Source organism: Agarivorans sp. MS3-6, from assembly GCF_054112545.1.
Genome location: NZ_CM134202.1, coordinates 877,100 through 889,849 on the forward strand (window position 1 = coordinate 877,100; position 12,750 = coordinate 889,849).

At 44.2% G+C, this 12,750-nt stretch carries 12 protein-coding genes and 2 tRNA genes; 1 reads left to right on the plus strand and 13 read right to left on the minus strand.

All coding sequences use genetic code 11. The features are described from left to right. Positions 1-74 precede the first annotated feature (74 nt). The 10 genes from infB to rlmE form a co-directional block, all read right to left on the minus strand. A complete protein-coding gene (infB, locus tag ACVFI8_RS04130) occupies positions 75-2,729 on the minus strand; it encodes a translation initiation factor IF-2 (protein WP_248714710.1) in 2,655 nt (884 codons plus the stop codon). 22 nt (positions 2,730-2,751) lie between these two features. Beyond that, positions 2,752-4,248 (minus strand): transcription termination factor NusA, encoded by a 1,497-nt coding sequence (gene nusA, locus ACVFI8_RS04135; protein ID WP_248714709.1) that lies wholly within the window; start codon positions 4,246-4,248, stop codon positions 2,752-2,754. A gap of 12 nt (positions 4,249-4,260) precedes the next feature. Continuing rightward, positions 4,261-4,719 carry a ribosome maturation factor RimP gene (gene rimP / locus ACVFI8_RS04140; protein ID WP_248714708.1) on the minus strand — a complete coding sequence of 153 codons (459 nt, stop codon included), beginning with the start codon at positions 4,717-4,719 and terminating at the stop codon, positions 4,261-4,263. Between the two features lie 145 nt (positions 4,720-4,864). Beyond that, positions 4,865-4,941: transfer RNA gene (locus tag ACVFI8_RS04145), tRNA-Met, on the minus strand. A gap of 53 nt (positions 4,942-4,994) precedes the next feature. Then, positions 4,995-5,080: transfer RNA gene (locus ACVFI8_RS04150), tRNA-Leu, on the minus strand. A 7-nt stretch (positions 5,081-5,087) separates the two neighbouring features. Further along, the gene (gene secG / locus ACVFI8_RS04155) at positions 5,088-5,432 is read right to left on the minus strand and encodes a preprotein translocase subunit SecG (protein WP_248714707.1); all 345 of its coding nucleotides are present in this window, start codon (positions 5,430-5,432) and stop codon (positions 5,088-5,090) included. Positions 5,433-5,592: 160 nt separating this feature from the next. Continuing rightward, positions 5,593-6,930, minus strand: a complete 1,338-nt coding sequence (gene glmM / locus ACVFI8_RS04160; RefSeq protein ID WP_248714706.1) for a phosphoglucosamine mutase — start codon at positions 6,928-6,930, stop codon at positions 5,593-5,595. Beyond that, entirely contained in the window at positions 6,930-7,760 is an 831-nt protein-coding gene (folP, locus tag ACVFI8_RS04165) for a dihydropteroate synthase (protein WP_457873091.1), read from the minus strand. Before folP ends, glmM begins: the two co-directional genes overlap by 1 nt. A 62-nt stretch (positions 7,761-7,822) precedes the next feature. Continuing rightward, on the minus strand, positions 7,823-9,751 hold the full coding sequence (ftsH, locus tag ACVFI8_RS04170; RefSeq protein WP_248714704.1) for an ATP-dependent zinc metalloprotease FtsH: 1,929 nt from the start codon (positions 9,749-9,751) through the stop codon (positions 7,823-7,825). A gap of 49 nt (positions 9,752-9,800) precedes the next feature. Continuing rightward, the gene (gene rlmE / locus ACVFI8_RS04175) at positions 9,801-10,430 is read right to left on the minus strand and encodes a 23S rRNA (uridine(2552)-2'-O)-methyltransferase RlmE (RefSeq protein ID WP_248714703.1); all 630 of its coding nucleotides are present in this window, start codon (positions 10,428-10,430) and stop codon (positions 9,801-9,803) included. A 114-nt stretch (positions 10,431-10,544) separates the two neighbouring features. On the opposite strand from rlmE, the gene yhbY reads away from it, so the two are divergent. Then, positions 10,545-10,841 carry a ribosome assembly RNA-binding protein YhbY gene (yhbY, locus tag ACVFI8_RS04180; RefSeq protein ID WP_248714702.1) on the plus strand — a complete coding sequence of 99 codons (297 nt, stop codon included), beginning with the start codon at positions 10,545-10,547 and terminating at the stop codon, positions 10,839-10,841. A 42-nt stretch (positions 10,842-10,883) separates the two neighbouring features. Here the strand turns inward: yhbY and ACVFI8_RS04185 are convergent, their stop codons facing one another. From ACVFI8_RS04185 to greA, 3 genes are all read right to left on the minus strand, one after another. Continuing rightward, a complete protein-coding gene (locus ACVFI8_RS04185) occupies positions 10,884-11,375 on the minus strand; it encodes a hypothetical protein (protein ID WP_457873092.1) in 492 nt (163 codons plus the stop codon). Between the two features lie 169 nt (positions 11,376-11,544). Continuing rightward, the gene (locus ACVFI8_RS04190; RefSeq protein WP_457873093.1) at positions 11,545-12,150 is read right to left on the minus strand and encodes an HAD family hydrolase; all 606 of its coding nucleotides are present in this window, start codon (positions 12,148-12,150) and stop codon (positions 11,545-11,547) included. A 56-nt stretch (positions 12,151-12,206) separates the two neighbouring features. Next, the gene (gene greA, locus ACVFI8_RS04195) at positions 12,207-12,683 is read right to left on the minus strand and encodes a transcription elongation factor GreA (protein WP_248714699.1); all 477 of its coding nucleotides are present in this window, start codon (positions 12,681-12,683) and stop codon (positions 12,207-12,209) included. Positions 12,684-12,750: the final 67 nt, after the last annotated feature.

Sequence of the window (12,750 nt, forward strand, 5' to 3'; positions counted from 1 at the left end):
CCACTCACTAGGGAGCGTAAAAACAACAATGGGGGCGAAAGCCCCCATCTTAGAGATGTAGTAAAACCTTACACTTATAGTGTACGTTTAACTTCTACAATCTCAAATACTTCGATTTGGTCACCAGCACGAACATCATTATAGTTCTTCACGCCGATACCACATTCCATACCGTTGCGAACTTCGTTTACATCATCTTTAAAGCGACGTAGTGATTCAAGTTCACCTTCGTAAATTACGATATTGTCACGTAATACACGAATAGGATTAGAACGTTTAACCTGACCTTCAAGTACCATACAACCAGCAATAGCGCCAAGTTTAGGTGACTTAAATACGTCACGTACTTCAGCCAAGCCCATAATTTGCTGTTTGAATTCAGGTGCTAGTAGCCCTGTCATCGCACTCTTAACTTCATCGATTAAGTCATAAATAACACTGTAGTAGTGAAGATCTACGCTTTCCGACTCAATAATGCGACGCGCCGTTGCGTCTGCACGTACGTTAAAGCCTAACACGATAGCGTTAGAAGCAGCAGCTAAGGTTGCATCAGTCTCAGTGATACCACCTACTCCGCGACCAATGATATTAACTTTAACTTCATCAGTAGACAGTTTAGTTAATGAATCAGCAATCGCTTCAAGAGAACCTTGTACATCAGATTTCAGTACAATGTTTAGCTCCTGAACTTCACCTTCTTCCATGTTGGCAAACATGTTTTCAAGTTTAGATTTTTGCTGACGAGCGAGTTTAACATCACGGAACTTACCTTGACGATACAAAGCAACTTCACGGGCTTTCTTCTCGTCACGAACAACAGTAGCTTCGTCACCCGCTTGCGGCACACCAGAAAGACCTAAAATTTCTACAGGAATAGATGGACCCGCAGAATCAATATCTTTACCATTTTCATCTTTCATAGCACGAATACGACCGTACTCTAGACCACAAAGAATGATATCACCTTTTTCAAGCTGGCCATGTTGAACCAAGATAGAAGCAATTGGGCCGCGGCCTTTGTCTAAACGAGATTCAATCACCACACCCGAAGCAGCGCCAATATGGCTTGCTGTTAGCTCTAATACGTCTGACTGCAATACGATGGCTTCTAACAAGTCATCGATGCCTTCACCGCTTTTAGCTGACACGTGAACAAACTGTACGTCACCACCCCAGTCTTCAGGGATAACTTCATGTTGTGATAGTTCATTCTTAACGCGATCTGGATCTGCGCCTTCTTTGTCCATCTTGTTCACTGCAACAACCAGTGGAACACCTGCTGCACGAGCATGCTGAACTGCTTCTACAGTTTGTGGCATTACACCATCATCTGCAGCGACAACCAACACGACGATATCGGTAGCTTTAGCGCCACGGGCACGCATTGAAGTAAATGCTGCGTGTCCAGGAGTATCCAGGAAGGTAACCATGTTACCGTTGGTCTCTACATGGTAAGCACCAATATGCTGGGTAATACCACCCGCTTCGCCGTCTGCCACTTTTGCTCGACGAATATAATCAAGTAATGAGGTTTTACCATGGTCAACGTGACCCATAATAGTTACCACTGGCGCACGGTTGGTTTTCTCACCGGTTGACTCAGCTTCTTGCATCACTTGCTCTTCAAGCGCGTTTTCTTTAACAAGAACCACTTTATGACCAAGTTCTTCTGCTACCAAGGTGGCAGTTTCTTGATCAATCACTTGGTTAATGGTCGCCATAGCGCCCATCTTCATCATCGCTTTAATAACTTCAGTGGCTTTAACCGCCATCTTGCTAGCCAATTCGCCTACAGAGATCGTTTCGCTAATGCGAACTTCACGCTCTACAGGTTGAGCGGGTTTGTTAAAACCATGCTGCATAGCAGTGGGTGTAGCCACCTGAGGTTTATTGTTTTTACGACCACCACGACGAGAATTATTAGAATCATTCTGCTTAGGCTTACGCTTTTTGCGGCGTGGTGCTTCGGCTTTTTGTTCTTGCTCATCTTCTGCGGCACGCGCATAGGTAGAAGTTGTTACGTGATAATCAGCTGACTCTTCACGTTTCTTACGAAGTTTTTCTTCTTCAGCCCAGCGAGCAGCATTTTCTACCGCTAGTTTCTTGGCTTCTTCAGCTTTCTTCTCAGCCTCAGCCTCGGCTTTAGCGATGGCTGTCTCTTCTTGCTTACGTGCTATATCAGCCGCTTCTTTCTCAGCAGCAAGTTGCTCTGGAGATTTTTCAGCATCAGCGACACGTTTCTCAGCTTCTTTAGCTTTAGCGGCAGCAGCAGCAGCGGCAGCTTTTTCTTCACGCTTGATCTTTTCTTCAGCATCACGCTTGGCTTTTTCTTCAGCCGCTGTTTTAGCCGCTGCTTCAGCTTGAACGCGGGTTGCTTCTTCTGCTTCGATGCGAGCTTTTTCTTCTGCTTCTTGCTTTGCTTGCTCTTCTACAGCACTACGTTTAACGTAGGTACGTTTTTTGCGTACTTCAACTTGTACAGCACGAGCTTTACCACCAGTACCAGCTACATTCAGAGTGCTTTTTGTGGTGCGCTTTAAAGTCATACGGCTTGGCGAGGTTTCATCGCCATGCTGTGACTTCAAGTGCTCGAGAAGTTTAGCTTTTTCTTCTTGAGTTACAGTGTCAGTTAAAGATTTAGTAATACCAGCATCTGAAAATTGCTGAATTAATTTATCTTCGTTTGTTCCCACGTCTGTCGCGAGTTGTTTAATTGAAACTTCTGTCATCGGGCTATAGTCCTCCGTCGACCTATTCTTCGTCGCCAAACCAGCAAATCTGCCTGGCGGCCATAATTAGTTCGCCGGCTTTTTCTTCCGACAATTCTTCGATATCTTCTAATTCATCAATGCCTTGCTCGGCAAGGTCTTCTAAAGAAATGATACCTTTACTAGCAAGTACAAATGCTAAATGACGTTCCATACCTTCAAGCGCTAATAACTCTTCACTTGGCTCAGCGTTCTCTAAAGATTCTTCTTTAGCTAAGGCTTCGGTTACTAATGCTGCTTTAGCACGTTCACGTAATTGGTTAACGGTGTCTTCATCTAAGCCTTCAATCGCCAATAACTCGGCTACTGGTACGTAAGCAATTTCTTCTAGTGTGGTAAAGCCTTCTTCAGCTAACACAATAGAAAACTCTTCATCAATATCTAAATACTGAACAAAGGTATCAACCGCTTTTTGCGCTTCAGCTTGGTGCTTATTGTTCGCTTCATCAACGGTCATGACGTTAAGTTCCCAACCGGTAAGTTGAGAAGCTAGACGAACATTTTGACCATTACGACCAATAGCTTGCGCCAAGTTGTCTTGCTCTACTGCGATGTCCATAGAATGGCTATCTTCATCAACAATAATTGAAGCAACTTCAGCTGGAGCCATAGCGTTAATCGCGAACTGAGCTGGATTATCATCCCATAATACAATGTCTACACGCTCGTTATCTAATTCACCAGATACGGCTTGCACACGCGCACCACGCATACCAACACATGCACCCACTGGATCGATGCGACGGTCGTTACTCTTAACAGCAATTTTTGCACGAGAACCTGGATCACGAGCCGCAGCTTTTAGATCAATCATTTCTTCTGCGATTTCTGGCACTTCAATGCGGAACAATTCGATCAACATTTCAGGGCGAGTACGACTCATGAATAATTGAGCGCCACGTGCTTCAGGTTTAACTTCATATAATAAACCTCGTACACGGTCGCCCGGTCGGAAGGCTTCACGAGGAAGCGATTCTTCACGGTGAATCACTGCTTCAGCGTTATTACCTAAATCAACGATGATATTTTCACGGCTAACTTTTTTAACAACGCCCGTTACCAACTCGTTTACTTGATCGAAATACTGTTCTACAACTTGAGCGCGCTCTGCTTCTCGTACTTTCTGTACGATAACTTGTTTAGCTGTTTGAGTAGTAATTCGGTCAAATACGACTGACTCGATTTGCTCTTCTACGTAATCACCCAGTTCTTTATCTGGTTCTTCGTATTGGGCCGCTTCTAAAGTGATTTCTCGGTAAGGGTTTTCGATAGCTTCTTGGTTTTCAACAACCATCCAGCGACGAAAAGTTTCAAAACTTCCGTCTTTTCTATCGATATCAACACGAACTTCAATATCACCTTCATATTTTTTCTTGGTTGCGGTGGCTAAGGCTACTTCCATAGCTTCAAAAATCTTTTCGCGCGGTAATGCTTTTTCGTTAGATACCGCGTCAACAACCAACAAGACTTCTTTGTTCATTCCTGACCCTCTTTAATCAAACTGGGGAACTAGATGCGCTTTTTGTACGTTACCTAGCGCTATCCGGTGTTGTTCTTTTTCAACTGCAAGCACGACAGTATCGTCTTCTACAGCAATGATTTCGCCCTGCCATTTTCGACGATTATTCACTGGCATACGTAATTGCATAAAAGCAATATCACCAATAAAACGTTGATAATGCTCTGCTTTAAACAGAGGACGTTCTAAACCAGGAGATGAAACCTCTAGGTTGTATTCTGTGCTAATTGGATCTTCAACATCCATAATGGCGCTAGCCTGACGGCTTACATCCGCGCAGTTATCCACATTAATGCCATCTTCATGATCAATAAAAAGACGCACGATGGAGTGCTTGCCAGCACTGACGTATTCAATACCCAACAATTCAAATCCCAGCGCTTCTACCGCGGGAGTAAGCATGTCAGTTAGTCGTTGTTCTACAGTTGCCAAGGTTCCCCTCCAGAAACAAAAAAAGGGCGTAATAGCCCAGTTCTAGCACCTAAGGTGCGGCGCGAAAATAACAAAAAGCCCCGATGAAGCGGGGCTTTAAAATTTCTGAGCCTTTTACACTATCACTACCTAAGTATTTGATAGTTGGTTGCGGGAGCCGGATTTGAACCGACGACCTTCGGGTTATGAGCCCGACGAGCTACCAGACTGCTCCATCCCGCGTCCGAATGCCAGTGATTATAACAACCACTAAGACACTATGCAAAAATAACTATTGGTGCCGAGAGCGGGACTTGAACCCGCACGTCCATAGGACACTACCCCCTCAAGGTAGCGTGTCTACCAATTCCACCACCTCGGCAGGTAAACTAGTTTGGAACGTCGCTACCAGGTGTAGCAGGTGAAGCTGGTACATCACCTACTGGAGCTACTTGCTCAGCGATTGGCTGAGACAAATCACCCCACTCATCAACTTGTTTAGTTTGCTGGGCTGAAAGGTTACCCAATACTAAGCTGATAAGAATAAACAACGTTGCGCAAATTGCGGTTGCTCGGGTTAGGAAGTTACCTGAACCAGAAGAACCAAATACGGTATTTGACGCCCCAGAGCCAAAAGATGCACCCATATCGGCACCTTTGCCTTGCTGAATTAACACTAAGCCAATTAAAGTCAGCGCCACTACTAAATAAACTACTAATAAAATTTCGTACATTCTCTTTCACCTAAGTGTGGGTCGGTCTAAATTCCGACCGTCAATTAGTGAAACACAAGTCACCAAAGCGGGCGAGATATTAGCGAACCTCTGTCACTAATACAAGCGCCAACTTCAAAAAACTTTTACTCTGTGTTCAACCGTTTAAATATTGTTCACATTAATCGCAAGCAAGGCGAACAGCTTCTGCAATATCATTGGCGCATTGTTCAACCAAAGCTGAATCAGCCCCCTCCACCATGACTCTTAATAATGGCTCGGTGCCTGATTTGCGCAATAATACCCTACCAGCGTCGGCTAACATTTTTTCAGCTTTTTCTTGAGCCTGCTTAACCAAGGCACTATTAAGCGGATCTGAGTCGCCTTTAAAGCGAACATTAACCAATAACTGCGGGTAAAGGGTCAAATCACTAAGTAAACCGCGAAGCGTTTGCTTTTGCGCCAACATAGCAGCTAAGACCTGCAATGCCGCTACAATACCATCTCCGGTAGTGGTATGTCCTAAACAAATGATATGTCCTGAGTTTTCGCCACCATAAGTCCACCCTTTGGCTGACAATAACTCCATAACATAACGGTCACCCACATTGGCACGAACGAAGGGGATATCCATTTCTGTAAAGGCTTGTTCTAACGCTAAGTTACTCATTAATGTGCCAACGACTCCACCACTAAGGTGCTGACTTAATTGAGCATCTCTAGCCAAAATATAAAGTATTTCATCGCCATCAACCTGAACACCATGTTGATCAATCATCATGACTCGGTCGCCATCACCGTCTAAGGCAATACCTAGATCCGCTTGATGCGCTAACACTTGCTCTGCGAGCATTCGAGTATCGGTTGCGCCACACTTTTCATTGATGTTTAAACCATCTGGCTTATTGCCAATGGCGATTACCTCTGCGCCTAGCTCACTAAACACTTTGGGCGCGATATGGTAAGTCGCACCATGGGCGCAGTCGACCACAATTTTCAAGCCAGCTAAACTAAATTTATTAGGGAATGTACTTTTACAAAACTCAATGTAACGCCCTGCCGCATCTTCAATACGACGTGCTTTACCCAATGCTGCAGACTCTACACATGTCATCGGGTTATCGAGTTCCGCTTCAATCGCTAACTCGAGTTCATCAGGTAGCTTGGTGCCGCCTGCTGAAAAGAACTTGATACCGTTATCGTAATAAGGGTTGTGTGAGGCACTAATAACGATGCCCGCCTCAGCCCTAAAGGTGCGTGTAAGATAGGCTACTGCAGGAGTCGGCATCGGACCAACAAAACTGGCCTGTACACCAGCGGCTGATAAGCCGGCTTCTAATGCTGATTCCAACATGTAGCCGGAAATGCGGGTATCTTTACCAATCAAGACTTTTCGCGTGCCTTTGCTCGACAATACTTTACCTGCCGCCCATCCCAATTTTAATGCAAACTCAGGAGTAATGGGGTATTCACCCACCTTACCGCGCACACCATCCGTGCCAAAATATCGTCTCGTCATTACTTACTCGTCTGTACCATAGAAAAAACATTTAACGCGTCTGCAGTTGCTTGCACGTCATGAACTCGAAAAATTTGCGCCCCTTGCTCTGCTGCTATCATTACGCCGGCTACATTAGCCGCCAATAAATCACTGGCAGGGCGATTTAATAACTTACCAAACATACTCTTGCGCGACATACCCGCTAGTATTGGTAGTTGTAACTGATGGCATTCCGCTAAGCGGGCCAACAGCTGATAGTTGTGCTGTAACGTTTTACCAAAGCCAAAGCCAGGGTCAACTATTATATTGGAACGCTTAACGCCTGCTGCTACGCAGCTCTCAACTCGCGATTTTAAAAAATCGATAACCTCACTGACAACATCGCCATAAAGAGGATTATTTTGCATCGTTCTGGGTTGCCCTTGCATATGCATTAAACAGACAGGGACCGCAAGCTGGGCTGCCACTTCTAGTGCATTCGGCTTGGTTAATGCACATACATCATTGATAATATCAGCCCCACTTTGCACCGCTTGACGCATCACTTCCGCTTTGCTGGTATCAATAGACACTAAGCAAGAAAAGCGCTGTTTAATTGCCGATATCAAATCAACAGTCCGCGCCAATTCGTCTTCCAAAGATACCTCAGGGGCACCAGGTCGCGTAGATTCGCCACCAATATCGATTATATCAGCTCCTTGCTCAAGCATTGCCTCAGCATGTTGTAGGGCCTTATCGTGAACAACAAACTTCCCCCCATCAGAAAAAGAATCGGGAGTAACATTAAGAATGCCCATAATCACCGGGCGCTGAAACTGGTGCGGGCCAATATTAAAAGAAACAGTCATATTCATTTACTTACAAAAAAGCCCTGTAACGCAAGTTACAGGGCTGATAAACAATCTAACAATTACTGAGCGGGATCTTCGCCTACAACTTTAGTTTCATCAACAGAGTCAGTACTATCCGCTTCCTTCTCACCTGAGCTAGGAGGAGTAACATCACTGTCAGTGTCATCCCAATCAGCTGGAGGACGAGGCGTTTTACGCTCCATTAAATCATCAATTTGTTTGGCGTCGATAGTCTCGTATTTCATCAATGTATCTTTCATTGAATGCAAAATATCAAGGTTCTCTTCCAGCAACGATTCAGCACGCTTATAGTTACGATCAATCACTGATCTAATTTCAGCATCAATCGCTTTGGCGGTATCATCTGACATGTGCTTAGTTTTTGCCGCACTTCGCCCTAAGAATACTTCACCTTCTTCGTCAGCGTACAGCAAAGGCCCCATAGACTCTGACAAGCCCCACTGAGTCACCATTTTACGCGCAATTTCAGTGGCACGTTCAATATCGTTACTGGCACCCGTTGAGACTTTCTCATCACCATAAATAATGCGCTCAGCTAAGCGGCCACCATATAAGCTTGAAATCATGCTTTCGAGATGCTGCTTACTATGACTGACTCGATCTTGCTCAGGCAAATACATGGTCACACCCAGTGCGCGACCACGAGGGATGATACTCACCTTGTAAACAGGGTCATGCTCTGGCACTAAACGGCCAACAATAGCGTGTCCGGCTTCATGGTAAGCGGTCATCTCTTTCTCGCTTTCAGTCATCACCATAGACTTGCGCTCTGCGCCCATCATGATTTTGTCTTTAGCTTTTTCAAATTCTTCCATGGCTACGACACGCTTACTACCACGTGCGGCAAACAAAGCAGCTTCATTTACAAGGTTCGCCAGATCTGCCCCAGAAAAGCCAGGTGTACCACGAGCAATCACGCTAGCATCAACACCATCACCAAGAGGCACTTTACGCATATGCACTTTCAGGATCTGCTCTCGGCCACGAATGTCAGGTAAGCCAACGGTGACTTGACGGTCAAATCGACCTGGGCGTAATAACGCAGGGTCTAATACATCTGGGCGGTTAGTCGCGGCGATAACAATAATACCTTCGTTACCTTCAAAACCGTCCATTTCAACCAACATTTGGTTAAGTGTTTGTTCACGTTCATCGTGTCCACCACCCAGACCTGCACCACGCTGGCGGCCAACCGCATCAATTTCATCAATGAAAATAATACAAGGCGCTGATTTTTTGGCCTGTTCAAACATGTCACGTACACGTGATGCACCAACACCGACAAACATTTCTACGAAATCTGAACCTGAAATGGTAAAGAACGGCACTTTAGCTTCGCCAGCAATGGCTTTAGCCAATAAGGTTTTACCTGTACCAGGAGGACCAACCATCAAAATACCTGTAGGTATCTTGCCGCCAAGCTTTTGAAACTTAGTTGGGTCACGCAAGTAGTCGACTAACTCGGCCACTTCTTCTTTGGCCTCGTCACAACCCGCGACATCTGCAAAGCTTGTCTTAATTTGGTCTTCGCTCATCAGGCGCGCTTTACTTTTACCAAATGACATTGCGCCCTTACCGCCACCACCTTGCATTTGACGCATGAAGAAAATCCACACACCAATTAGCAGTAACATTGGGAACCACGAAATGAAGATAGAGGTCAGTAAGCCTTGCTCTTCTGGTTCTTTACCCAAAACAGTTACGTTATGGTTAATAAGATCGTTAATTAGGTCTTTATCATGAAGCGGAATGATAGTGTTATATTTTTCACCAGTACGTTTGGTTACTCCAATATCTTGCCCACTTATCACTACTTCACGGATCTGCTCTTGATTCACTTCCTTAACAAAGGTGGAATAATCCATTTGCCGACCACTGCCTGAATCAGGGCTGAAGCTTTGGAATACAGACATCAAAACCACTGCTATTACTAGCCATAGAATCAGATTTTTTGCCATGTCACTCAAGACGTGAACCTCATCGGTTATAATTTAATAAGAATTATTAACTAGCGTACTATAGTTTAAAGCCGCTAGCTACTATATAGACTTCTCTAGAGCGCGCCCTAGAAGAATCTGGCTTACGCGTTTTCACGCTGGTGAACATAGAACGTACGTTTTGTAGGTATTGATCAAACCCTTCTCCTTGGAACACTTTAACCACAAAACTCCCTTTGGGAGCTAGCACTTCACGGCACATATCTAATGCCAGCTCGACTAAATACATTGCTTTAGATTGGTCAACATTATTATTTCCACTCATGTTGGGTGCCATGTCAGACAACACAACATCAACTTTTTTATCGTCCAACCTTGCTAGCAAAGCATTTAGAACATCTTCTTCACGAAAATCTCCACACAGGAAATCTACGCCAGCAATCGGGTCCATAGGCAAAATATCACAGGCAATGACATGCCCATCTACGCCCAGTTGCTCAACACAGTATTGCGACCATCCACCGGGCGCAGCCCCTAAATCAATGACTGTCATGCCTGGTTTAAGCAGTTTATCTTTATTTTGAATTTCTTCGATTTTAAATACTGCGCGCGAACGCAGCCCAAGCTTTTGCGCTTTTTGAACATAATGATCATCAAAATGTTCTGTTAACCAACGTTTAGAGCTGGCCGTATGTTTTTTATTGGTCACAAATAGTTTCCACTATAGTTACGAAACCACACAGGATAGTGATTATAAAATAGTATTAATTCTTAGATGGCGCTAGAATATGGCTTTTTCAACCCCGAGTAAGTAGAAAGTTTCATGCAACTGACTAACAAACAAAAACAGCACCTTAAATCCTTGGCTCATAACCTTAAGCCAGTTGTGATGCTTGGGTCTAATGGATTGACCGAAGGCATTTTAGCTGAAATAGAAATCGCCTTGGCTCACCATGAGTTAATCAAGGTGAAGATCGCCACTGACGACAGAGAAATGAAGCAACTGATTGCCGATACCATCGTAAGCAAAACAGAAGCCGTAAAAGTTCAGGTGATAGGCCACATTTTGATTATGTATCGCCCAAGCGAAGAAAAGAAAATAGAACTACCTAAAAAATAAAGAAAGCGGCTTGAGCCGCTTTTTTTATATCTGTATTAAATTCTATATCGCTAAAGATACTGTTTGATAAGGTTCTGGCTGTGGGCCTTCGCTGCCACCATACTTTGCATAGAATTCCGCGATAGCTAACTGCTGATTAACCTGCTTTTGCTGCTCTAAATTACCATTAATACTTTCTAAGGCCTTGTAGCTTACCTGCACCGTATTGTTTTCTTTAGTGCTATTACCCGTAGAACTGGTGTAATAGATATCTAACAAGTTTTGTTGATGATTAACGGAAGACATGCCTACAGCAACGTTTCGCTTAGCGTCGATTTCAGCCTGTTGTTTTTGTTGGTAGTCACTTACCTCTTCTCCAACATACAAACGCGCATTACGTTGCTCTTCTGGGCTTAATTGAGCGTATTCATCAGAAATCTTATCGACGATGTCACCGTAACCAGGTTTAACGATAGAGTTACTAGCAGTACTAGAGGCTGCGACACTGGGCTGAGGATAACTATAAGCAGAACTGGAAGAAATTTGAATTGACATATACTCACCTGAATCAGTTAATTAACAACCAATCCATGGCGAACTTTTGTACTATAACAAATCCCTACACTAGGTACAATTTATCATCTGAATATCTAAAATAAGCCAAAAGCATACCTGCGCTGTTTACGCTTGTGCTTGTCCAGTTCCTCCTCTATCCCTGCCACTATCAATTTACCGCTAAGAACTCAGCGAGCTGCATGTTGTTAACCATGACACAGTCCATACCAGCATTATGGGCAGCCTTTAAGCCAAAGGGTGTATCTTCGAACACTAAGCAACGCTCAGGAGGTACTGCTAAGCCCTTAGCGACGCTGAGAAAAGTGTCTGGTTCTGGCTTGTGGGCTTTAACATCTTCAGCGCAAACCATTACTTGAAAATAGCCGGCTAAATTGAGGTTAGTCATTATCCGCTGCATATTGATTCGTTCAGCCCCCGTACCAAGACCAAATTTTTTCGATGAAGCAAATTTGCTGAGCAGTTGGCAACTAGCATCGATACGATCCACCTTCTGCCACAAGGCATCAAAACCGGCACGCTTGTCCTTTAGTAGTCGCGGTCCGTCGATATCTACTCCAAATTGTTGTTGATACTGCTCGGCTATTTTCAAAGTCGGCATGCCACCCCGTTCTGCAACGAAGCCTATATGCACGGGCAATTGTTGTTTCAATAAGGCTTGTTCCCAAGCAGCTAGGTGGGCAGGCATCGAATCGACCAAGGTGCCATCCATATCAAAAATGAACGCGTCATATTTGGAATAATCTATTGATAACAAAATGTACCTCCAATAAAAAACGCAGCTTATAGCTGCGTTTTCAAATTTAAGTCTAGCTAAATGTATTCGACTTTGATGACTTCGTACTCAACCTCACCACCGGGTGTGATCACCGTAACTTCGTCTTCTACTTGCTTTCCAATCAATCCACGCGCAATCGGCGAGTTGACCGAGATACGATTTTGTTTGATGTCAGCTTCGTCATCACCCACAATGCCATACGTAACTTCTTGGTCGGTATTTATATTTAATAGGGTGACTGTGGAGCCAAAAATTATCTTACCCGCATTGGTGATTTTGGTTACATCAATAACTTGAACATTGCTTAGCTTGCCTTCAATATCTTGAATGCGACCTTCACAAAAACCTTGCTGTTCACGTGCCGCGTGGTACTCGGCATTTTCTTTAAGGTCACCATGCTCGCGTGCTACCGCAATATCTTCAATAATTCTAGGTCTAACGACCGTTTTCAAATGCTCTAACTCTTCGCGTAATTGCGTTTCGCCGCGCACTGTCATAGGAACAGGTTTCATATCTACTAACTCAATCAAACTAGAAAAACAGAAAAAAATTTGGCTGTCGATGACAGCCAAATTTACT